This is a genomic window from Streptomyces sp. NPDC022552, assembly GCF_055561875.1.
Genome location: NZ_JBVHGJ010000004.1, coordinates 61,636 through 82,397, shown reverse-complemented (window position 1 = coordinate 82,397; position 20,762 = coordinate 61,636). Strand labels below are relative to the sequence as shown.

Sequence of the window (20,762 nt, the reverse complement as noted above, 5' to 3'; positions counted from 1 at the left end):
GCTTTCTCCAGAATCGCGGGAGCGACTTTCAGCATCCTGCGCGGAATGCCGCGGAGTCAAGGCCGCACCCTTCTGTCCGTGCGCCGCACCGCTCAGAGGAATACAATCCGTTCATGGCAGGGCGAATTGAGGACTACGCCCTCATAGGTGATCTGGAGACGGCTGCCCTCATAGGGAAGGACGGGGCTGTCGACTGGTGGTGCGCGCCTCGATTCGACTCGCCCGCCTGTTTCGCCGCGATCCTCGGCGACGAATCCCATGGGAAATGGAGTCTCGCGCCCGTCGGAAATCGCCCGTGCAGTCGCCGGAGTTACCGACGTGATTCGCTCGTCCTGGAATCGGTCTGGGAATCCGTCTCCGGCACCGTGCGCATCGTCGACTTCATGCCGCCCCGCGAACGAGCCCCGCAGATCATCCGGTTGGTGGAAGGCGTCTCCGGACGCGTCGACCTGCACGGTGAGTTGCGCATGCGGTTCAACCACGGCACCGTGATCCCCTGGTCCCGGTCGGTCGACCGGCGTACGGTCGCGACCGTGGCCGGCCCGGACGCCGCATATCTGCGGTGCGGGCCGGGAACCGAGATCAGCGTCACCGATGAATGCACCTCCCTCGACGTGTCGGTGACGGCCGGTCAGCGCATTTCCTTCGTCCTCGGCTGGAGCCCTTCCCATACCGCGCCGCCCCCGGAGCCCGACGTGGCAGGGGAATTGGCCCGCACGCTCGCCTTCTGGGACGAGTGGGCCTCACAGTTCCGCTACGAAGGTCCCTTCCGTGAGGCCGTCATCCGATCGCTCGTCACCCTCAAGGCTCTCACCTACGAACCGACCGGCGGCGTCATCGCCGCGGCCACCGCCTCGCTCCCCGAACGCATCGGGGGAGAGCGGAATTGGGACTATCGATTCTGCTGGCTGCGCGACTCCACCTTCACCCTGTCCTGCCTCCTGCGCAGCGGATACCGACGCGAGGCGCTCGCCTGGAAGGACTGGCTCGTCCGCGCCGTCGCGGGTGACCCCGCCGACCTCCAGCCGCTCTACGGCGTGGCCGGTCAGCGCAACCTCCCCGAGGTACGCGCCGACTGGCTGCCGGGCTACGAGGGCTCCAGGCCGGTCCGGTTCGGGAACGCGGCCGTCGACCAGTTCCAACTGGACATCTATGGCGAGGTGTTGAGCACGATCTACTCGGCCGTCCGCGCCGGAGTCGCCATCGACCCGCACGTCTGGAGCCTGATGGCCTCACTCCTGGAGTACGTGGAGAAACGCCGGCGGGAACCGGACGAGGGCATCTGGGAAGTGCGCGGCCCGCGCCGCCACTTCGTCCACTCCAAGATCATGGCCTGGGTCGCTGCCGACCGCGCCGTGCGCCTGGCCCGCGTCGCCGGGCTGCGTACCTCCGTCCGGCGCTGGCAGACCATGCGCCGCGAGCTGCGCGACGAGGTGTGCGCGCGGGGCTGGAGCGACGAGCAGCAGTCGTTCGTGCAGTACTACGGAGCCCGGCGCATCGACGCGACGGCGCTGCTGATCCCCCGGCTCGGCTTCCTCCCCCCGTCCGACCCGCGCGTCCTCAGCACGGTCGAGGCGATGGGCCGGCTCGACGACCGCGGATTCGTACGCCGGTACGCGGACGTCGGCAACGGGGAGGTGCACGAGGTCGACGGCCTGGACGGCGCCGAAGGGGCCTTCCTGGCCTGTACGTTCTGGTACGCGGACGCCCTGGCGATGACGGGGAGGCCCACCGACGCCCGTACCGCCTTCGAGCGAGTCCTCGACATCCGCAACGACGTCGGACTGCTCGCCGAGGAGTGGGACCCGCACGCGGGCCGCCAACTCGGGAACACGCCCCAGGCGCTCAGTCACGTGGCCCTGGTGAACACGGCGTTCACCCTCTTCGGAACACGTCGCCACGACCGTTCACCCGCCGGACGGTCCGCTGTGGCATGATCCGGCCGACATCGAGGGGAAGGGTCGGCATGACGTTGTACGTCGGGTGGGCTGTCGGTCTGCTGGGGCTGCTGCTCGCCATCAGTGGAGTGCTCGCGATCGCGCGCGGCTGGATCCTGCCCTACCAGCGCACACGGATCCACCGCACGGCCGTGTTCGGCTGGGCGCAGCTCGTGGTGGCGGGTTCGTTCCTGCTCCACGCGGCCGAAGCGCTGCTCGTCGAGGACCCCGACGTGGGCATCGCCATGAGCAACGCCGGATTCGCGGCGCTGCTCTGCGGTCTCGCCCTCGGCGTGTACGCCCAGTGGCCCCGCCAGGACGGCTGACGGATTCTTTTGGGACGGCCGACAATTCGAGGACGGCCGACCCCCAGCTCGGGTGGCTCCCGGAGCCGTCCACGTGCCACCACGGCCGAAGGCGCCGGAAGGGCCGCTCGGCGATTCGTTCGGGTGCGCCCAGCGGGCGATTCGAACCCCGCGGGGTTCGAATCGGAGCATGGCCCCCAACGACAGGCTCCGCACCGACGGCACCCCGCAGTCGCTGACCGGCACCTGGTGGTACGCCGCCGTCGCCGGTGAAGCGGCCGACTCCTTCAGCGCCCGCGTACGCAAGCGGATGCGCCGCACCTGCCTCGGCTCGGTGCTGCTCATGGCGGTCGTCTACGCCGGACTCGTCCTGACCGCGACGGGCCAGCGCTGGGAGAACGCCGTCCTCACGGGCCGCTTCACCGACGAGACGCTGGCCGCCGCCCATGAGGCGAACAGCACACTCCAGCACATCACCGTCTATTCCCTCGCCGTCGCCCTGCTCGTCCTGACCGGCATCGGGATGCTGCGCCGGCGCTACACGCTCACCGTCACCGCACTGGGCACCGTCACCGTCTCGCTCTTCCTCGCCGAGGTGCTCGAGCGCCTCCTCCTGGCCCGCCCCGACCTCGTCGAGGCACCGGCGCACCTCGCGCACAACAGCTTCCCCAGCGGGCACACCGCGATCGCCATGAGCGTGATGTTCGGTCTCGTCCTCGTCGTCCCCTACCGCGCGCGCGGTGTCGCCGTGGGCCTGTGCGCCCTGTGGGCGGCGGCCGTGGGCGCGTACACCGTGGCCGCCGGATGGCACCGGCCCAGCGACGCGATCGGCGCCGACCTGCTCGTCCTCGCCGTGGCCTGCGGGCTGCTCGCGGTCCTCGCCCGCCGCGGCAAGGTCGCCCCCGCACGCACGCGCCGCTTCCCGCTGCGCGCGCTCTTCGTCGTGGCGCCCCTCGCCCTCGCCGCCGCGGGCGGCCTCGGCACCGGGATCGTCCTCCTCGTCGACTCCATGTACGTGCTGGAGCCCACCGACCCGTCCGTCCCCCGCGTCGCCCATCGGGCCGGACAGGCACTCGTCGCCGGGGCCGGCGCGGCGGTCACGCTCGTGCTGCTGGCCCTGCTCCGCCGCGTCGACCTGGACGCCGCCCCCGCCCCGTACCGGCTCACGGGCACCCTCGCGACCGAGCCGACAGGGCCCTTTCCCACCGAGGCCGATCACGAGATATCTTGATGTCGAGCAATCTCGCAGACGCAGACGTGGAGCGGAGCACACCCGGTGACTGACTCGACCATCATCTACACCCACACTGACGAGGCGCCCGCCCTGGCGACGTACTCGTTCCTGCCCGTGATCCAGGCCTACGCCTCGACGGCCGGAGTCAATGTCGAGACCCGTGACATCTCCCTGGCCGGGCGCATCATCGCCGGATTCCCCGAGCGTCTCGAGGCGGGGCAGCGCATCGACGACGCCCTCGCCGAGCTCGGCGCGCTGGCGAAGACGGCCGAGGCCAACATCATCAAGCTTCCGAACATCTCGGCGTCCATCCCGCAGCTGAAGGCCGCGATCGCCGAGCTCCAGGCGCAGGGCTACGCCCTCCCGGACTACCCGGACGACCCGCAGACCGACGAGGACAAGGACGTCCGCGCCCGCTACGACAAGGTCAAGGGCAGCGCCGTCAACCCGGTCCTGCGTGAGGGCAACTCCGACCGTCGCGCCCCCGCCTCGGTCAAGAACTACGCCAAGACCCACCCGCACCGCATGGGCGCCTGGAGCGCGGACTCCAAGACGAACGTCGCGACGATGGGCCAGAACGACTTCCGCTCCACCGAGAAGTCCGCCGTCGTCACCGAGGCCGGCGCCCTGCGCATCGAGCACGTCGCCGCCGACGGCACGACCACCGTCCTGCGCGAGTCGGTCCCCGTCCTCGCCGGCGAGGTCGTCGACGCCTCCGTCATGCGCGTCGCCGCCCTGCGTACCTTCCTCTCCGAGCAGGTCGCCCGCGCCAAGGCCGAGGACGTCCTCTTCTCCGTGCACCTCAAGGCCACGATGATGAAGGTCTCCGACCCGATCGTCTTCGGCCACGTCGTGCGCGCCTTCTTCCCGAAGACCTTCGCCGCGCACGGTGCGGCGCTCGCCGCCGCCGGCCTCTCCCCGAACGACGGCCTCGGCGGGATCCTCAACGGCCTGGCCGCCCTGCCGAACGGCGCCGAGATCAAGGCGTCCTTCGACGCCGAGATCGCCGAGGGCCCGGCCCTCGCCATGGTCGACTCCGACAAGGGCATCACCAACCTGCACGTGCCGTCCGACGTCATCGTCGACGCCTCGATGCCGGCCATGATCCGCACCTCCGGCCACATGTGGGGCCCGGACGGCCAGGAGGCCGACACCCTCGCCGTCCTCCCGGACAGCAGCTACTCCGGTGTCTACCAGGCCGTCCTCGACGACTGCCGCGCCCACGGCGCCTTCGACCCGTCGACCATGGGCTCCGTCCCGAACGTCGGTCTGATGGCGCAGAAGGCCGAGGAGTACGGCTCCCACGACAAGACCTTCGAGATCGCCGCGGCCGGCACCGTCCGCCTCGTCGACGCCGCGGGCAACGTCGTCCTGGAGCAGGAGGTCGCCGAGGGCGACATCTTCCGCGCCTGCCAGACCAAGGACCTGCCCATCCAGGACTGGGTCAAGCTCGCCGTCACCCGCGCCCGCGCCACCGGCGCCCCGGCCGTCTTCTGGCTGGACGAGACCCGTGCCCACGACGCCCGGCTGATCGCCAAGGTCGAGCAGTACCTGCCGGAGCACGACACCGAGGGCCTGGAGATCAAGATCCTCTCCCCGGTGGAGGCCACGAAGTTCTCCCTGGAGCGCATCCGCCGCGGCGAGGACACCATCTCGGTCACCGGCAACGTCCTCCGCGACTACCTGACCGACCTCTTCCCCATCCTGGAGCTGGGCACCAGCGCCAAGATGCTGTCGGTCGTCCCGCTGATGGCGGGCGGCGGTCTCTTCGAGACGGGCGCCGGCGGCTCCGCCCCGAAGCACGTCCAGCAGCTCGTCAAGGAGAACTACCTCCGCTGGGACTCCCTGGGTGAGTTCTTCGCCCTGGCCGCCAGCTTCGAGCACCTGGCCACCACCACGGGCAACGCCCGCGCCCAGGTCCTGGCCGACACCCTCGACCGCGCCACCGGCACCTTCCTCAACGAGGACAAGTCGCCGACCCGTCGCGTCGGTGGTATCGACAACCGCGGCAGCCACTTCTACCTGGCCCTGTACTGGGCCCAGGAGCTGGCCAAGCAGACCGACGACGCGCAGCTCGCCGAGGCCTTCGCGGGCCTGGCCAAGACCCTGACCGAGCAGGAGGAGACCATCGTCTCCGAGCTCAACGCGGTCCAGGGCTCCCCGGCCGAGATCGGCGGCTACTACCAGCCCGACCCGGCCAAGGCCGCGGCCGTGATGCGCCCGTCCGCCACCTTCAACGAGGCCATCGCGTCCCTCGTCTGATCCCGGCACGACAGCCGAACCGCCCCGGCCGGAATTCCTCCGGCCGGGGCGGTCCCGTCAGTGGCGGATGTGGCATCCGGGTGTGAACCTGGATGGATGAGCTGGGCATCATGGACGACCCCCGGCGTCTACACCGGGCGCGGTGGGGTGCTCACCGACGAAGTCGGTGCGGTCACGGGCGACCTGACCGTGCACACCACCTGGGCAGATGGCGAAGCACGCGTAGCCGTGCAGTACAGCGGTGCCTCCGACTGGTTCACGATGGCGGGCAGTCCGGTGCCGTGCTCCTCCGAGGCGGAGAGCCGCGAACTCCACGAGGCCGCCGTCGAGGCCGTACGGGCGGGGCAGGGGGCCACCTTGCCGTATCTGCCCCACCCACCCGCATAGCCGGTTTCGCGGCCCGGTAACGTCGCGTCCCCGGCCGCGAAGTGTTATCCCACCCGCTCCCACGGGTCTCCTCACGACGGGGACGGACAGACCCAGGTACGAGGGAGCAGGGCACATGCACAGCGACGAGCGCGGCACGGCCGCACTGGTGGACGCGGCGGCGGCGGGCGACGCCGACGCCGGTGAGCTGCTGATACGCGCCTACCTTCCGCTGGTCTACAACATCGTCGGCCGGGCGCTCGACGGACACGCGGACGTCGACGACGTCGTCCAGGAGACGATGGTCCGCGCCCTCCACGGTCTGCCCGGGCTGCGCGACTCCGAGAGTTTCCGGTCCTGGCTCGTCGCCATCGCGATGAACCAGATCCGCCGCCGCTGGCGCGAGCGGCAGAACGGCCCCGTCCCCGGTCTCGACCGGGCCGCCGAGCTGGCCGACCCCGACGGGGACTTCGTCGACCTGACCATCCTGCGGCTCGGCCTCTCCGGCCAGCGGCGCGAGGTCGCCGAGGCCACCCGCTGGCTCGACGAGAGCGACCGAGAGGTGCTCGCCCTGTGGTGGCTGGAGGCCGGCGGTGAACTCAGCCGCGCGGAGCTGGCCGAGGCCCTGGAGGTCACCCCCGCGCACGCGGCCGTCCGGGTCCAGCGGATGAAGGAGCGCCTGGAGACGGGCCGTGAGGTCGTACGCGCCCTGGCCGCGCGGCCGCAGTGCGCGGAGCTGGCCCGGCTCACCGCCGACTGGGACGGCCGACCCTCCCCGCTCTGGCGCAAGCGCCTCGCCCGCCATGTGACGAGCTGCGCCCGGTGCGTCCCCGCCGGCACGAACCTCGCCCCGGCCGAAGCGCTGCTGGTGGGCCTGGCCCTCGTCCCCCCGCTCCTTCTCTGGGCGACCCCGCCGCCGGAGACCGAGGCGGTCGTCTGGGCCGGCGACCACGCGGACCCGAGCCCCTACGGGACCGCGGGATCCGACCCGACTCCGTACGCCGGTACGCCCGCGGATCCGGTCGCCGGCCAGGCCGCGGGGCCGGCAGCGGCCGGGACCCCGCACGGCGGTACCGGGCCGGTACCCGTCGACTCCGGGGCGGGGACGAGCGGGGCGGCCGGGGGCTCGTTGCGGCGGGCCTGGGTCGCCGGGGCGGTCACCCTCGGCGTACTCGGCGGGATCATCCTGCTGATGCCGTCCGAGCCGGAGCCCCGTGAGCCCGCGCCCCCCGTCACGCCGGTGGCGGCACCGCCCCCGGCGCCGACCACCCCGCCCCCGCCGAGCCCCACCACCCCCGAGCCCACCCCGACCCCGACCCCGACGCCCACCCCGACACGGACGGCCACCCCCGAGGAGCGGTTGAACCGCCTGGTCAACCAGCGGCGGGCGGAGGCCGGGTGCAAGCCCCTGACGTCCGATCCCCGGCTCGCCGAGGCGGCCCGCGCCTACGCCCGGGACATGGTGCGCCGTGGCTACTACGCGCACAGCAGCCCCGAGGGCCGGTTCGCCGACGCGCGGATCTCGGCCGCCGGGTACTCCTGGTCGGCATGGGCCGAGAACCTGGCGCGCGGCTCGGCCGACCCGGCCGCCGTCTTCGAGGACTGGATGGACGGCGCGATGCACGAGCAGAACATGCTGAACTGCCGCTACCGCCACACCGGCGTCGCCGCCGTGTCCGGGCCCGACGGCACGGTGTGGGTGCAGAAGCTGGCCGCGCCCGCGTCCTGAACCCACCGCCGCACCGGCCCGCCGGATCAGCGCCGGATGCCGAAGTTCTGCACCCACCAAGGCCCGTTGGACGTCAGGGCCACCCCGACGCCGAGGTCCTTGAACGAGCAGTTGAGGATGTTGCGGCGGTGACCGTCGCTGTTCATCCAGTCCTCCATGGCCTCCACGGGGGTCTTGGGGCCGCGGTGGATGTTCTCCGCCCAGCTGGACCATGTGTAGCCGGCCGCCGTGATGCGGTCGCCCGCGTCCCGGCCCTCGGGGGTGGTGTGGGCGTAGTAGCCACGGTCCGCCATGTCGTCCGCGTGGGCCTGGGCCGATTCGTGCAGTCGGCCGTCGGCGCGCAGCGGGGAGCAACCGACTTTCTCCCGCTCGGTGTTGGCGAGCGTGACGACCTGCTCGATGACCTGCGCGGCCGCCCCGCCACCGCCCGCCTTCGGCGCCGGGGCCACCGCGTTCTCCACCGCGGGGGCCCGCGCCGGGGCCTGAGCGGGGGGCGTCGAGCCCGACGCGGACCCCTTCGGGACAGGGGCGGGCGCCGACGGCGCGGACCGGGGCGCGGAGGGGGTCACGGATGGTGCCACGGACCCCGAAGGGGTGGCCTCGGCCGGGGTGGATGGGACGGGCGCGGACGGCGGTGCGACGGGCGGCGCCGACCGGCCGATGAGGGGCGCCACATTCGTCAGGGCGACCTCCTCCGAACGGGTGTCCACCGCCGACGGGCCTCCGAGGGACGCCACGTACGCCCCGGCCGCGACCGTCAGCGCCACCGTCGCCGTACCCGCGAGGGCCACGGCCGTACGGAAGGACGGCGCCCGGCGGACAGGACGCGGAGGACGCCCGCCTCTGCGGTGCCGGCCACCGCCGTGCGTCCGCTGCTCGTCTGGCCTTGGCTCGTCGTGGTGCTGCATGGGCTCCGCTCTCTGCTCCGGAGCCGCCGGACGGTCCGGCGGCAGGGGAGAGCCGCCGGGGCGACGGTCATAACCCTTTCCGGGCCAGGACCAGCCGACACACCGCGTCAACCTGCCGCGTCACCCCGCAGGGTCAACCCGTGGCGCCACCGCATCACTCGTGCGGCACGACCGCCACCGGGCACGGAGCCAGATGGAGTGCGGCGTGCGCCACCGAACCGATCCGGGGACCGACCGCCCCACGCCGGGCCCGGCGCCCGACCACGAGGAGCCGCGCACCGCCCGATGAGGTGAGAAGCACCTGCCCGGCGCTCCCGATCTCCACCTGCTCCGTCACCCGGACGTCGGGGTACCGCTCCCGCCACGGGGCCAGGGCCTCGCGCAGCGCCTTCTGCTCGTACGGGACGAGTCCGCCGGCCTCGTCGGCGAGCGCCATCGACCCGGGGCTGTAGGTGTACAGGGAGGGCAGGTTCCACGCCCGTACCGCCCGGATCGACGCCCCGCGCGCCGCCGCCGTCGCGAACGCGAACCCCAGCGCGGGGGCGCTGTCCTCCGGCCCGCCCAGCTGGCCGACGACGATCTCGCCGCCCTCGGGTTCCGGCTCCTCGCCGCCGAGCGCCCGGACCGCCACGACCGGCCCGGTGGCGCCCGCGATGATCTGCTGTCCGTACGAGCCGAGCAGGAAGCCGGCCACCGCCTCGTGCCCCCGCGAACCGATGACGAGCATCTCCGCCCGTTCCTCGGTGCTCAGCAGCGCGGCGACCGGCGTGTCGGGCAGGACCTGGGCGGAGAGGGCCAGGCCGGGAAACCGCGAGGCGATCGCCGACTCGGCCTCGCGCACCACCTCGGCGGCCATTCGCTCCTGGTGCTCCGGGTCCTGGGTCAGCGGGAGGTCGAGCGGCTGCCACCGCCAGGCATGGACCAGGCGCAGGGCGAGCCCGCGGTGCACGGCCTCACGCGCGGCCCAGTCCGCCGCTGCCAGACTCTCGGGCGAACCGTCCACTCCGGCGACGATGTCACGGCTCATCAGGCTGCCTCTCTCACTCGACGACTCCGGCCTGTCGACCGGCGCCTTTCCCCTCCAGCTTGGGTCAAACGACCGCTGGGCGAGAGGGCCGGAGGTCCCGACATGCCGACGGCATGCCGACAGCGGGGACATCACGCGAGCAGTCGGAGTCCCGGTCGCGTGCCGTGGAGGTAGTGGTCGCCGATGTCGCGCAGGCGGTGCGTTTCGGAGGACCGGGCCGTCAGGGCGCGGGCGTTGCGCCAGAAACGGTCGAAGCCGGGGCCACCGCCCGGGGCGTCGGCGGGTTCGGTGGTGTCGACGAGTTCGAGGATCCGGCTGGTGATCCGTACCGCCGCCCGGCTCGTCACGGCCTCGGCCGCGGCGACGAGCACGGCGATGTCGGCGCGCTCCTCGACCCCGAGCGCGCTCCCGGCCGCCAGACCGCGCGCCAGAACGTCCGTCGCCCGCTCGACGACGGCCGCGGCGGCATGAGCGGAGGTGGCCAACTCCCCGTACGCCAGCAGGAGGAACGGGTCCTCGCGGCCGAAGGCGTCGTCGGACGGTTCGTCGGGCGCACCCGTGCGCTGTCCGGTGCGCTGCGGCACCGCCCGGGTCGCGCGGCTGACGTCCCGGGCCTCGGCGAGTGCTCCTTCCGCGATGCCGAGCCCGACATGGACGAGCAGGAGACGCAGGGCGAGCGGGGCGAGTGTCGTGAACGGGGCGACGGCGTGCTCGTCGCGGGGGAGCGAGCCGAGGACGTTCCGCGCGTCCACCCGTACCTGATCGAACGTCACCGTCCCGGCACCCGCGAGCCGCTGTCCGACCCGCTCGGCCCCGGGCTCGGTGAACACCGCGGGATCCGCGGGGTCCACCAGGACGACGAACAGCTCCCCGGTCTCCGTACAGCGCGCTCCGACGACGAGACGATCGGCGACGCTCACGCCCGAGGCGAAGGAGCGCCGCCCGTCGAGGAGGTGTCCGCCCGGCGCCGGGGTGAGGGTGAGGCCGGGCTCCGCGGGCGTACCGGACGGCTCGATGCCGCCGGCGAGCAGCCGGCCCTCCCGTGCCGTGCCGTCCTCGAAGCCGGCCTGCGGGGCGCTCGCGGGGACGGGTGACTCGCCGCCGGCGAGAAAGCGGGCGGTCCAGGAGAGGACGTGATGGTGGGCGAGGAGCTCGCCTATCGAGCTGTCGGCCGCGGAGATCTCCCGGATCACCGCGCAGGCGGCCCGCCAGTCGGCTCCTCGGCCGTTCGGTCCCGGCGGGGCGAGCAGGGCGGGCAGCCCGGCCTCCTGGAGCCGGGCCACCTCGTCGAACGGGGGCTTGCCCGCCCGGTCCCTGGCCGGGGCGTCGAAGGCGAGGTCGTCGGCGAGCTCCCGGGTGACGCGGGGCCATATCTCGTCGTCACCACGGCGGTCGGCCGGTCGGGAGGTGGGGCGTAGCGCTGACTTCTTCGGCGTTCTCACGTCACCTCATAGGTTCCCTAGGTTTCCCACTGGAATGGTAGGGATACTCGCAGAGGGGTGCCGGGGCGCCAAGGGGCGTTCACATCATGGACGGTTGAATCTCGTGAGCCGAGATGGCGGGGCTGTCCTGCGGGGAGATGTCAGGGGTTGGTCCAGGCGTCCGGGGCCTCCGCGAGCCCGGAGATCTCGGCCGGCAGCTTCGCCGCCGCGAGATCCGCGAGCGACACGCCGTCGAGCACCTGGCGCACATTCGCCCGCAACGCGATCCAGAGCGTCAGCAGGGACTCGGCCGGACCCGTGTACGAGAGCTCCGGCGGCCGCACCCCGCGCACGGACACCAGCGGGCCGTCCACGCAGCGGATGACGTCCGCGACGGAGATCGACTCCGCCGGCCTGGCCAGCCAGTACCCGCCCTTCCCGCCGCGCTGGCTCTGCACCAGACCACCACGGCGCATGTCGCCGAGGATCCCCTCCAGGAACTTGTGCGAGATGCCCTGGTCGTCGGCGATCGCCTCGGCCTTCACCGGCCCCGTGTCCTGGGCGGCGGCCAGCTGGAGCGCGGCGCGTACCGCGTAGTCGGCCCTGGCTGAGATGCGCATGCCCGCATTATTCCGCACCTCGGTGACCGGATTCGTACGCCCGGGCGGGGTGTGTCCGGGGTCGGTCCGCACTCTTGACGCGGACCGTGACCGCGTCGACACTCGGGGACGGGAATCCGAGTGAACAGGTAGGGAATGATGGGAATCGCCGGAACGCAGGACACCGCCGGGGCCGCCCGGCAGCCGCTCTCACCGGCCCTGACCTCCCGCCGTCACATCGACCTTCTGCGGATGTGCGGCGCGACACGTCGCCACCGCCGCCGGGGCGCGGTCTCGGCCCGCTGAGCGGCCGCGCCGGGCCTCCCGCGCACGGCTGCGCGCTCTCCTCCTTCCCGTATCGCCGCTGCCTCCGGGCGCGCGCCGACGTCGTCGCGCGCTGCCGTGACCCAGCACCGAGCACCCTCAGGGAGAAGCATGTCCGTCATCCAGCACCACGGTCCGTACGTACCGCCGTACCTCGCCCCGTTCGTCCCTCCGGCGACCGCCCGGCCCGCCTTCTCCGGCCGGATCGGCCAGGACGTCCGCAGCGGCCACTACCCCGTGCCGCACCGCTACCGGCTCCATGTCACGCGCGCCTGTCCCGGCTGTCTGGGCATCGCCGTCACCCACGGTCTCCTCGGTCTCCAGGAGACCGTTCCGCTCTCCTTCCTCCCGGCATCCCCCGACACACCCGACGGTGGTTACGCCGTGCTGCGCGCCCTGTACGAGGCCAGCGCCCACCAGTACGCCGGACCGGCGGCCGCGCCCGTGCTCAGCGACGGGTGGACCGGCCGGATCGTCAGCACCCACGCGCCCGACATCCTGCGCGACCTCGCCCTCCGGTTCCGCGGCCCGGACCGGCCCGACCTGCTGCCCGAGGGGTGCGACGCCGAGGTCGAGGCGATCGGCGACCTCTGTGCACGCGGCATCGACGGAGCCGCGCGCGACGCGGGGCAGCCGGGGCTCGACACGGAAGCCGCCCGCCAGGGCCCGCTCGTCGTCCTGTTCGCCGCCCTCGGCGAGCTGGAGCGCACGCTGGAGCGACGGCCCTACGTCCTCGGCGATGCCGTCACCGCGGCCGACGTCCATGTGTGGGTGACCCTGCTCCAACTGGACACGGTCCACCGCGGGCACCTCGACGGCGCCACCCGGGACCGGATCGCCGGACACCGCGCGCTCTGGTCCTACGCCCAACGCCTCGCCGCGCACCCGGCGTTCGCGTCCCATCTCGACTTCGGGAGCGGCGTCGGCGACGCTCAGGCCGCGAGCGGCTCCCAGTCCTTCCTGACCTCGAAGCGGTAGTTGCTCCGGTCGAGCACCCGCCCGTCGCCGTCGACGAGCGCCGCCTCCACCTCGTACAGGCCCCGGGCGCGTGGGCCGTTCGGTACCCGCTCGGGCGGGAGCGCCAGCTCGTACGGGCCGCCGTGCCGGAAGTCCCCGAGCGCCACCTCGCGGCCGCCGAGTTCGGCTCCGGCGCGGTGCCGGACGTCGACCACCTTCAGGCCGGTCACCGCCGTGCCGTCCACCTGGAAGCGGACCACGGCCCGGCACTCCGTGCCTTCCTTGACGGTGAACGGGGCGGACGCCCGCTCCGCCGCGGGCACCGGTACGGAGATGTCCTCATGTCCGGTGTACTGGAGCTCCAGTCCGAGCAACCGGACGGTGGGGCGTTCCCGGGGAGGGACGGCCGGGGCCGTGTCGGCGAGGGAAACCATGGTGTGCTCGCCTCTCAGGGCAGGGCCTCGCGAACGAGGAGGACGGTACGACGACGCATCAGCGGCTACCCGCTTCGCCCCCGCGCATGCGGGGCGGTGGACGCGGCGCGGCGGGCGGGCGGCGCGGCGGGGGAGACGGCGCGCGGCGCGCCCGTGTCTCTCAGCCTACGCGGCGCCCTGTGAGCGGGCCGGTGGCGTCCCCGCTGCCTGCCCGTACACCCCGTAGAAAGGCACCCAGTGCCTCCAGGGAGGTCGAGGACGGTTCCCAGTCGAGCTCGCGCCGCGCGCGGTCCGGGGCCAGCAGCGGAATCTTCAGCACCGCGTCGAAGAGGTCGGGCGAGGCGGGCGCCACCCGCAGGTGCCAGGCGGCCGAGAGCAGGCTCCGTGCGGCGCCGTTCGGTACCTTCACGGGCCGCGCGTCGAGGAGCGAGGAGAGCACCGCCGTGTCGATCACCGGGTCCGCCGCGAGGTTGAAGGGGCCCCGGACGTCCCGTACGAGCGCACGGCGGTACGCGTCGGCCGCGTCGTCCGTGTGCAGCGCCTGGAAGCGCAGCCCCCGCAGCTCCGGCAGGACGGGCAGCAGGTCGGGACGGAACAGCCAGCCCGGGAAGTACCGGCCGGCGAAGATCCGGCGCTGCTCGCTCGCCGACTCCTCCTTGAAGAGGAAGCAGGGCCGCATCCGCACCACCCGGGTCTGCGGGTGGTCGCGCTCGAAGGTGTCCAGGACGCGCTCCAGATACGCCTTCTCGCGGGTGTACGCGGCGCCCGGCCAGCCATGGGTCGGCCAGGACTCGGAGACGGGCGTTCCGTTCTCCGGCCCCGGCGAGTAGGCGGCGACGGACGAGGCGCACACCAGGGTCGGCACGTGCGCCGCCGCCACCGCGTCGAAGACCCGCAGGGACCCGAGCACGTTGGTCCGCCAGGTCTCGACGGGATCGTGCGTCGGCTGGAACCGCCACGCCAGATGGACCACGGCGTCGGCGTCCGCGATGTACTCCGCGAGCCGCGGTTCGTCGCTCTCCAGCGACAGGTCCACCTCGGCCCACTCGGTCTTCTCCAGCGTCAACGAGGGGGTGCGCCGGGCGAGTCCGAGGACGGAGGCGATCCGTGGCTCGCGCGCCAGAGTTCTCATCAGGCTCGTCCCGACATTGCCCGTGGCACCGGTGACGACGACCTTCAGTTCCGCACTCGCCTTCATGGAACGACCTTCCGCCATTCCCGGCGGACGCGCATGTCGACCCGAAGGCGTGACGCATCGTGTTCGCATGGGTCGCGCGGGTGACGCGGTGACCCGAATATGGAGCGACGGAGGGACGGGGGCCGCGCCAGGAGGAGCATGATGTTGCTGCCCGACAGAAACAAGATCGACCGGCTGCTGCGGCACTACCGGGCCCAGGAAAGAGTGGTCCTGGCCCGGCCGTGCGACCTGTCGATCCGAAGGCGGTTCGAGGACACGGCGTACACGCTGTGCGTGTTGATGGGGGAGCGGACCGCGCGCGAGGCGGTGCACGCCGCCGAGCGGTACGTGGGACGGACGAGCCCCGCACCCCGGCAGGCACTGGAAGGGCTCCCCGGTTCCTGACCGTTACGGCATCTCGGGGCACCTCGCCCGCGCCGATGGGACAAGAGAGGCGTTCCGGGGTAGGTCGGGGGCATGAGAGAGATGGACCCCTGACTCTGTACGACCATGGAGGGAGGCGGGTGATCCGATGACGTCGGAGCGGTTCGCCGTCACGGCCGAGCCCGGACCGCAGCCCGGTGCCGTGGTGCTCTCCCTCACGGGGGAGCTCGACCACGACACCGCGGACACATTGCGGAGCGCTCTGGAGGAGCGGATCGGTGCGGTACGGATCCTGGTCGACTGCGAGAAGCTGAGCTTCTGCGACTCGACCGGCCTGAACGTGCTCCTCCGCGCCCGCCTGCGCGCCATGGAGGAGGGCGGCCGGCTGGAACTGGCGGCCCTTCGCCCGCCCGTGGCCCGGATGTTCGAGATCACGGGGGCGCGGATGGTGTTCCGGGTGTACGAGGACGTGGCCGAGGCGCTCACCGACCACCGGGCCGGTGGCTAGGCGCGGATGGCGGAGGGAGTCGTGGGCGGGAAAGGCGTGGACGAGGGACAGGTGCGGCGGCTGGTGCTGTTCGGGACCAAGGGCGTCGTCATGCGCTGTCGTGACTTCACGGCGGAGGCGCTGACCGACTGGGGCTGGATCCCGGCCGAGGACGAAGAGGGACGGGAGCGGGCGGAGGACGTCCTGCTCCTGGTCTCCGAAGTCGTCACCAACGCCTGCCTGCACGCCGGAGGCCCCGAGGAACTCGTCCTGCGCCACAGGGACGGCCGGCTGCGGGTCGAGGTCTCCGACGGGAACCCGGAGCACCCGCGTCGGCGCCAGCCCCGCGCACCGTCGCTGCCCGGCGGCCACGGCCTGATGGTCCTGGACCGCCTGGCGCACGCCTGGGGTTCCGAAGCCCGCGAACGCGGCAAGGTCGTCTGGCTGGAAGTCGCCCGCCCCACGCCTCGCGGCGACGGCTGACCGCGCAGGAGACCGCGTACGTACCGCGTAGGACCGTGTGTGTGACGCCCTCGCCCCCGCGGGGCCGGCGGGCGGCACGGTGGCTCGGCGCCACCTAGTGGTCGGTGCCGCCTAGTGGTCGATCGGGTCCTCCAGGAGGCCCGTCCGGAGCTCGTCCAAAATGCGGGCCAGAAGACGCGAGATGTGCATCTGCGAGAGGCCGAGCCGATCGCCGATCTCCGCCTGCGTCAGCTCCTCGCCGAACCGCAGCGCGAGGATCCGGCGGTCGCGCTCCTCCAGCCCCGCGATCAGCGGCTTGAGCGACTCCAGCGCGTCGATCAGCTCGAAGGCCCGCTCCTCCTCGCCCAGCCGCCGCGCCCCCGCCGTGACGGCCGACTCGTCGTCCCCGGTCGGCGTGTCGAGCGACCGGGCGACATAGCCGTTCGAGGCCTGCTCGCCCTCGGCCACGCTCTCCTCACCGATCCGCAGATGCTCGGCGAGCTCCGCCCGGGTCGGGCGCCGGCCGAGCCGCTGCTCCAGCACGTCGACGGCCTTCGCCAGCTCGATGCGCAGCTCCTGGAGCCGGCGCGGCACCTGGACGGCCCAGCTGGTGTCCCTGAAGAAACGCTTCATCTCGCCCACGATCGTGGGGAGCGCGAACGCCGAGAACTCCACGTCCCTGCCGACCTCGAACCGGTCGATCGCCTTGATCAGGCCGATCGTGCCGACCTGGACGATGTCCTCCATCGGCTCGGCCCGGTTCCGGAAGCGGCGGGCGGCGAACTTCACCAGGCTGAGGTTCAGCTCGATCAGGGTGTTCCGCACGTACGCGTGCTCCGGCGTGCCCTCGTCCAGAGCCTCCAGGCGGGTGAAGAGGACGGTCGAGAGCGTCTGCGCGTCGCTCGTGCTCACCTCGGTGGGCCGGTCGATCTCGGGCAGACCGTCCAGAGCGCGCTCGCGCACGGCCGAGACATCGTCGACCCGGGTGCCGGTCGTGACGGGGGGCTTACGGGGGGTGGACATGAGGGCTCCCTCGACGGGGTGCGGGGTGAGCCTGTGCCGCCGGTGCGGCGGGCTCCGTCGTTCGAGCGTCCACAGAGAATCATTCCCTTTCCTGGCGGTTTGACACCGAATGTCCGGGAAGCGGAGACGTATGACGAGTGCACCGAGTGCTGACGGAACGGCCCGCGCGGCGGACCGGTCCCGGCTTTTCGCGCTGGGAGACGGCCCGGGCGTGGTCGGGGAATGCCGTGACCTCACGCGGCGGGCGCTCCAGGAGTGGTTCGGCACCTCGGCCGTCGTGGGGAACGTCGCCGTGGACGACATCATGCTGCTCGTCTCGGAGGTCGTCGCCAACGCGTACGCGCACGGGGGAGCGCCGTACGAGCTCCGTCTCGACCGCACCGGCGGCCGGCTGTGGGTCCAGGTCAGCGACACCAGCCCCGTACGTCCCCGGCCGCACGGTCCGCACCGGGCGAGCCGGGCCTCGGGACACGGGCTCTACCTGCTCGAACGGCTCTCCGCAGGGTGGGGCTCGGTACCGCGCGGCGAGGGCAAGGCGGTCTGGTTCGAGGTGGCGGTCACCGACGCTGCCGACCCCGCGCGCGGTGCCTAGAGTGGAGGAGCGGAACGGTGTCGCGACGGCTGCGCCCGGTACTCGTACCAGGTTCCGAGGCAGGCTAACCGCGTCCGTACCGCTCTCGTACCCCCCCCGTGGAGCGTGAGGTCCGCGATGGAGAGTTCCCCCCGGTCGCACCACCCCGATCCGCACGCGCCCGCCTACCGACTCGGTGAGGACGGGCTCGGCGAGCTTCTGGCCGGGCTCACCGCCGTACGCGACGGTGACCTCGCCGTCCGGTTGCCGGAGTCCTCCGGAGGCATCCTCGGCGAGATCGCGGCCGTCTACAACGACATGGTCGACCGGCTCTCCCTGGTCACCTCCGAGGTCACCCGGGTCGCCAGCGAGGTGGGCGGACAGGGCCTGCTCGGCGGCCGGGCCCGCGAGCTGCGGGTGAGCGGCGTCTGGCGCGACCTGACCTCGGGCGTGAACACGATGGCGGACAACCTGACCTCCCAGGTCCGGTCGATCGCCCAGGTCGCCACGGCCGTCGCCCAGGGCGACCTCACCCGGAAGATCCGGGTCGACGCCCGCGGCGAGATCCTGGAGCTGAAGGAGACCATCAACACGATGGTGGACCGGCTGTCCTCCTTCGCCGAGGAGGTCACCCGGGTGGCCCGCGAGGTCGGTACGGAGGGCAAGCTCGGCGGCCAGGCCACCGTCCACGGCGTCTCCGGCACCTGGAAGGACCTCACGGACAACGTCAACTCGATGGCGGACAACCTGACCAACCAGGTCCGCAACATCGCCCAGGTGACCACGGCCGTCGCCCAGGGCGACCTCACCAGCCGGATCGACGTCGCGGCGCGCGGCGAGATCCTGGAGCTGAAGACCACGATCAACACCATGGTCGACCAGCTCTCCTCCTTCGCCGCCGAGGTCACCCGGGTGGCCCGCGAGGTCGGCACGGAGGGCAAGCTCGGCGGCCAGGCCGAGGTCGAGGGAGTCTCCGGCACCTGGAAGCGCCTCACCGAGAGCGTCAACGGACTCGCTGGCAACCTGACCCGGCAGGTCCGCGCCATCGCCGAGGTCACCAGCGCCGTCGCCGAGGGCGACCTCACCCGCTCCATCGCCGTCGACGCCCCCGGCGAGGTCGGCGACCTGCGGGACAACATCAACGCGATGGTCGAATCGCTGCGCGTCACCACCCGAGCCAACGAGGAACAGGACTGGCTCAAGACCAACATCGCCCGTATCGCCGCCCTGATGCAGGGCACCCGCAGCCTGCCGGACGTCGCCGAACTCATCATGACCGAGGTGCCGCCCCTGGTCTCCGCCCAGTACGGCGCGTTCTTCCTCGCCCGGCAGGACGACCGCGGCACCGAACTCGTCGTGACCGCCTCCTACGGAGCGTCCGACGAACCCGACGCCCCTGCCCGCCGCTTCCGCCTGGGCCAGTCCCTCGTCGGCCAGGCCGCCAGCGACCGGCGCACCCTCGTCGTCGAAGGAGTGCCCGCCGGCTACGCCACGATCGCGTCGGCGGCCGGTTCCGGCGAACCGGCCATGCTGATCATCCTGCCGATCGTCGTCGAGGACCAGGTACTCGGCGCCGTCGAACTCGCCTCCCTGCGGCCCTTCACGGACATCCACCGCGACTTCCTCGACCAGTTCGTCGACACCGCGGGCGCCGTCGTCAGCTCGCTCGTGGCCAACCTCCGTACCGACGAACTCCTCGGCCAGTCCCAGCGCCTCACCGACGAGCTGCGCTCCCGGTCGCAGGAGTTGCAGGCCCGGCAGCAGGAACTCCAGGACTCCAATGCCGAACTGAAGGAGAAGGCGGCGCTGCTCGCCGAACGCAACAAGGACATCGAGTCCAAGAACCTCGTGATCGAACAGGCCCGGCAGGAACTGGAGGCGCGCGCCCATCAACTCTCCCGGACGTCCATGTACAAGTCCGAGTTCCTCGCCAACATGAGCCACGAACTGCGCACACCGCTCAACAGCCTGCTGATCCTGGCCCGGTTGCTGGCGCAGAACCCGGAGGGGAACCTGACGGAGAAGCAGGTCGACTACGCCGAGGTCATCCACTCCGCGGGATCCGACCTGCTCCAGCTGATCAACGACATCCTCGACCTGTCCAAGGTCGAGGCGGGCAAGATGGACATGCGCCCCGAACGGTTCGCCCTGCACCAGCTCCTGGAGTATCTGGAGGCGACGTTCGGGCCGGTGGCCGACGAGCGCGCGCTGACCTTCTCGATCACCGTCTCCTCGGACGTACCGGAGGAACTCACCACCGACGAGTCGCGGTTGCGGCAGATCCTGCGCAACCTGCTCTCCAACGCGCTGAAGTTCACCGACGAGGGCGGGGTGGAGTTCAGCATCGAGTACGCGGGCGACGACGAACCGCCCGTCGCGCTCCGGGACAGCGGGCCCGTGCTCGCCTTCCGCGTCAGCGACACCGGCGTCGGCATCCCCGCCGAGCGCCTCGAAGGGATCTTCGGCGCGTTCCAGCAGGGTGACGGGACGACCGCCCGCCGCTACGGCGGTACCGGGCTCGGGCTCTCCATCAGCCGCGAGGTGGCCGGGCTGCTGGGCGGAGAGATCGACGTCCACTCGACCCCCGGCAAGGGCAGCCGGTTCACGTTCTATCTGCCCGCCCCACGGCCCGCCCCGGCGGGGGCGCGGGCCGCCGCGGCCGGCACCGCCGCGGGCCGGGCCGCGGACGCCGGATCCCCCGGGACCCCCACCGGCTCCCAGGACTCCAGGACCGCCGGCCGTACCGTCCTCGTGGTCGACGACGACGTGCGCAACGTCTACGCGCTCACGGAGGTGCTCGAACGCCACGGCGTGCAGGTGCTCCAGGCCGACAGCGGCGGGGCGGGCCTCGACCTCCTGGAGCGGCACGACGAGGTCGAACTCGTCCTGATGGACGTGATGATGGCGGGCATGGACGGCTACGCCACGACCGAGGCGATCCGCCGTCTCCCGGGCCGCGGCGAGCTTCCCGTCATCGCCGTCACCGCCAAGGCCATGCCGGGCGACCGCGCCCGGGCCCTCGCCGCGGGCGCCAGCGACTACGTGGCGAAGCCCGTGGACGCCGACGAACTCATGGACAAGGTCCGCCAGTGGCTGACCGCACCGACGAAATGACACGGAAGCGACGTCGCGTGGCCTCGGAGCGACCGGCTCCG

At 72.3% G+C, this 20,762-nt stretch carries 19 protein-coding genes; 12 read left to right on the top strand and 7 right to left on the bottom strand.

The genetic code is table 11. The features are described 5' to 3' along the window. Nucleotides 1-113 precede the first annotated feature (113 nt). From ACZ3OF_RS13440 to ACZ3OF_RS13415, 6 genes are all read left to right on the top strand, one after another. A complete protein-coding gene (locus tag ACZ3OF_RS13440; RefSeq protein ID WP_361679831.1) occupies nucleotides 114-1,937 on the top strand; it encodes a glycoside hydrolase family 15 protein in 1,824 nt (607 codons plus the stop codon). Between the two features lie 29 nt (nucleotides 1,938-1,966). Beyond that, nucleotides 1,967-2,263, top strand: coding sequence for a hypothetical protein (locus ACZ3OF_RS13435; protein WP_467304549.1), 297 nt, complete (start codon nucleotides 1,967-1,969; stop codon nucleotides 2,261-2,263). 169 nt (nucleotides 2,264-2,432) lie between these two features. After that, nucleotides 2,433-3,473: a phosphatase PAP2 family protein gene (locus ACZ3OF_RS13430; RefSeq protein ID WP_361679825.1), complete on the top strand. Its 1,041-nt coding sequence runs from the start codon at nucleotides 2,433-2,435 to the stop codon at nucleotides 3,471-3,473. 45 nt (nucleotides 3,474-3,518) lie between these two features. Beyond that, nucleotides 3,519-5,738 carry an NADP-dependent isocitrate dehydrogenase gene (locus ACZ3OF_RS13425; RefSeq protein WP_467304547.1) on the top strand — a complete coding sequence of 740 codons (2,220 nt, stop codon included), beginning with the start codon at nucleotides 3,519-3,521 and terminating at the stop codon, nucleotides 5,736-5,738. A gap of 96 nt (nucleotides 5,739-5,834) precedes the next feature. Further along, complete coding sequence (locus ACZ3OF_RS13420; protein ID WP_361433854.1) at nucleotides 5,835-6,125, top strand: hypothetical protein; 291 nt, start codon at nucleotides 5,835-5,837, stop codon at nucleotides 6,123-6,125. Between the two features lie 115 nt (nucleotides 6,126-6,240). Then, nucleotides 6,241-7,833 carry a sigma-70 family RNA polymerase sigma factor gene (locus ACZ3OF_RS13415; RefSeq protein WP_467304544.1) on the top strand — a complete coding sequence of 531 codons (1,593 nt, stop codon included), beginning with the start codon at nucleotides 6,241-6,243 and terminating at the stop codon, nucleotides 7,831-7,833. A 26-nt stretch (nucleotides 7,834-7,859) separates the two neighbouring features. Here the strand turns inward: ACZ3OF_RS13415 and ACZ3OF_RS13410 are convergent, their stop codons facing one another. The 4 genes from ACZ3OF_RS13410 to ACZ3OF_RS13395 form a co-directional block, all read right to left on the bottom strand. Then, nucleotides 7,860-8,624: a CAP domain-containing protein gene (locus ACZ3OF_RS13410; protein WP_467304542.1), complete on the bottom strand. Its 765-nt coding sequence runs from the start codon at nucleotides 8,622-8,624 to the stop codon at nucleotides 7,860-7,862. A 271-nt stretch (nucleotides 8,625-8,895) separates the two neighbouring features. Continuing rightward, complete coding sequence (locus ACZ3OF_RS13405; protein ID WP_467304540.1) at nucleotides 8,896-9,768, bottom strand: universal stress protein; 873 nt, start codon at nucleotides 9,766-9,768, stop codon at nucleotides 8,896-8,898. A 131-nt stretch (nucleotides 9,769-9,899) separates the two neighbouring features. Next, nucleotides 9,900-11,210, bottom strand: coding sequence for an acyl-CoA dehydrogenase family protein (locus ACZ3OF_RS13400; protein WP_467304538.1), 1,311 nt, complete (start codon nucleotides 11,208-11,210; stop codon nucleotides 9,900-9,902). A 140-nt stretch (nucleotides 11,211-11,350) separates the two neighbouring features. Continuing rightward, nucleotides 11,351-11,809, bottom strand: a complete 459-nt coding sequence (locus ACZ3OF_RS13395; RefSeq protein ID WP_361679807.1) for an RrF2 family transcriptional regulator — start codon at nucleotides 11,807-11,809, stop codon at nucleotides 11,351-11,353. A gap of 414 nt (nucleotides 11,810-12,223) precedes the next feature. On the opposite strand from ACZ3OF_RS13395, the gene ACZ3OF_RS13390 reads away from it, so the two are divergent. Further along, a complete protein-coding gene (locus tag ACZ3OF_RS13390; protein ID WP_467304536.1) occupies nucleotides 12,224-13,090 on the top strand; it encodes a glutathione S-transferase C-terminal domain-containing protein in 867 nt (288 codons plus the stop codon). On the opposite strand, the gene ACZ3OF_RS13385 is transcribed toward ACZ3OF_RS13390, so the two are convergent. Together ACZ3OF_RS13385 and ACZ3OF_RS13380 are read right to left on the bottom strand one after the other, a co-directional pair. Next, nucleotides 13,045-13,503 carry a rho GDP-dissociation inhibitor gene (locus tag ACZ3OF_RS13385; protein WP_361679799.1) on the bottom strand — a complete coding sequence of 153 codons (459 nt, stop codon included), beginning with the start codon at nucleotides 13,501-13,503 and terminating at the stop codon, nucleotides 13,045-13,047. The genes ACZ3OF_RS13390 and ACZ3OF_RS13385 overlap by 46 nt on opposite strands. Before the next feature lie 160 nt (nucleotides 13,504-13,663). Continuing rightward, on the bottom strand, nucleotides 13,664-14,701 hold the full coding sequence (locus ACZ3OF_RS13380; protein WP_361679796.1) for an NAD-dependent epimerase/dehydratase family protein: 1,038 nt from the start codon (nucleotides 14,699-14,701) through the stop codon (nucleotides 13,664-13,666). A gap of 138 nt (nucleotides 14,702-14,839) precedes the next feature. On the opposite strand from ACZ3OF_RS13380, the gene ACZ3OF_RS13375 reads away from it, so the two are divergent. The 3 genes from ACZ3OF_RS13375 to ACZ3OF_RS13365 all read left to right on the top strand — a co-directional run bounded on the left by ACZ3OF_RS13375 (nucleotide 14,840) and on the right by ACZ3OF_RS13365 (nucleotide 16,034). Next, on the top strand, nucleotides 14,840-15,085 hold the full coding sequence (locus tag ACZ3OF_RS13375) for a DUF5133 domain-containing protein (protein ID WP_467304533.1): 246 nt from the start codon (nucleotides 14,840-14,842) through the stop codon (nucleotides 15,083-15,085). A gap of 127 nt (nucleotides 15,086-15,212) precedes the next feature. Further along, entirely contained in the window at nucleotides 15,213-15,572 is a 360-nt protein-coding gene (locus ACZ3OF_RS13370; RefSeq protein ID WP_361679793.1) for an STAS domain-containing protein, read from the top strand. Nucleotides 15,573-15,578: 6 nt separating this feature from the next. Then, a complete protein-coding gene (locus ACZ3OF_RS13365; RefSeq protein WP_467304530.1) occupies nucleotides 15,579-16,034 on the top strand; it encodes an ATP-binding protein in 456 nt (151 codons plus the stop codon). A 111-nt stretch (nucleotides 16,035-16,145) separates the two neighbouring features. On the opposite strand, the gene ACZ3OF_RS13360 is transcribed toward ACZ3OF_RS13365, so the two are convergent. After that, nucleotides 16,146-17,036: a SigB/SigF/SigG family RNA polymerase sigma factor gene (locus tag ACZ3OF_RS13360; protein WP_361679787.1), complete on the bottom strand. Its 891-nt coding sequence runs from the start codon at nucleotides 17,034-17,036 to the stop codon at nucleotides 16,146-16,148. 130 nt (nucleotides 17,037-17,166) lie between these two features. Between ACZ3OF_RS13360 and ACZ3OF_RS13355 the strand changes: the two genes are divergently transcribed. After that, a complete protein-coding gene (locus tag ACZ3OF_RS13355) occupies nucleotides 17,167-17,628 on the top strand; it encodes an ATP-binding protein (protein WP_467304527.1) in 462 nt (153 codons plus the stop codon). Between the two features lie 117 nt (nucleotides 17,629-17,745). After that, nucleotides 17,746-20,721, top strand: a complete 2,976-nt coding sequence (locus tag ACZ3OF_RS13350; RefSeq protein ID WP_361679781.1) for a hybrid sensor histidine kinase/response regulator — start codon at nucleotides 17,746-17,748, stop codon at nucleotides 20,719-20,721. Nucleotides 20,722-20,762 lie beyond the last annotated feature (41 nt).

What these genes read in the sequence shown, in the direction of transcription:
- ACZ3OF_RS13355 (WP_467304527.1), top strand. Translation starts at nt 17,167, where the DNA reads ATGACGAGTGCACCGAGTGCTGACGGAACGGCCCGCGCGGCGGACCGG.
- ACZ3OF_RS13430 (WP_361679825.1), top strand. Translation starts at nt 2,433, where the DNA reads ATGGCCCCCAACGACAGGCTCCGCACCGACGGCACCCCGCAGTCGCTG.
- ACZ3OF_RS13350 (WP_361679781.1), top strand. Translation starts at nt 17,746, where the DNA reads ATGGAGAGTTCCCCCCGGTCGCACCACCCCGATCCGCACGCGCCCGCC.
- ACZ3OF_RS13405 (WP_467304540.1), bottom strand. Translation starts at nt 9,768, where the DNA reads ATGAGCCGTGACATCGTCGCCGGAGTGGACGGTTCGCCCGAGAGTCTG.
- ACZ3OF_RS13415 (WP_467304544.1), top strand. Translation starts at nt 6,241, where the DNA reads ATGCACAGCGACGAGCGCGGCACGGCCGCACTGGTGGACGCGGCGGCG.
- ACZ3OF_RS13380 (WP_361679796.1), bottom strand. Translation starts at nt 14,701, where the DNA reads ATGAAGGCGAGTGCGGAACTGAAGGTCGTCGTCACCGGTGCCACGGGC.
- ACZ3OF_RS13435 (WP_467304549.1), top strand. Translation starts at nt 1,967, where the DNA reads ATGACGTTGTACGTCGGGTGGGCTGTCGGTCTGCTGGGGCTGCTGCTC.
- ACZ3OF_RS13440 (WP_361679831.1), top strand. Translation starts at nt 114, where the DNA reads ATGGCAGGGCGAATTGAGGACTACGCCCTCATAGGTGATCTGGAGACG.
- ACZ3OF_RS13390 (WP_467304536.1), top strand. Translation starts at nt 12,224, where the DNA reads ATGTCCGTCATCCAGCACCACGGTCCGTACGTACCGCCGTACCTCGCC.
- ACZ3OF_RS13395 (WP_361679807.1), bottom strand. Translation starts at nt 11,809, where the DNA reads ATGCGCATCTCAGCCAGGGCCGACTACGCGGTACGCGCCGCGCTCCAG.
- ACZ3OF_RS13370 (WP_361679793.1), top strand. Translation starts at nt 15,213, where the DNA reads ATGACGTCGGAGCGGTTCGCCGTCACGGCCGAGCCCGGACCGCAGCCC.
- ACZ3OF_RS13375 (WP_467304533.1), top strand. Translation starts at nt 14,840, where the DNA reads ATGATGTTGCTGCCCGACAGAAACAAGATCGACCGGCTGCTGCGGCAC.
- ACZ3OF_RS13360 (WP_361679787.1), bottom strand. Translation starts at nt 17,036, where the DNA reads ATGTCCACCCCCCGTAAGCCCCCCGTCACGACCGGCACCCGGGTCGAC.
- ACZ3OF_RS13420 (WP_361433854.1), top strand. Translation starts at nt 5,835, where the DNA reads ATGAGCTGGGCATCATGGACGACCCCCGGCGTCTACACCGGGCGCGGT.
- ACZ3OF_RS13385 (WP_361679799.1), bottom strand. Translation starts at nt 13,503, where the DNA reads ATGGTTTCCCTCGCCGACACGGCCCCGGCCGTCCCTCCCCGGGAACGC.
- ACZ3OF_RS13365 (WP_467304530.1), top strand. Translation starts at nt 15,579, where the DNA reads ATGGCGGAGGGAGTCGTGGGCGGGAAAGGCGTGGACGAGGGACAGGTG.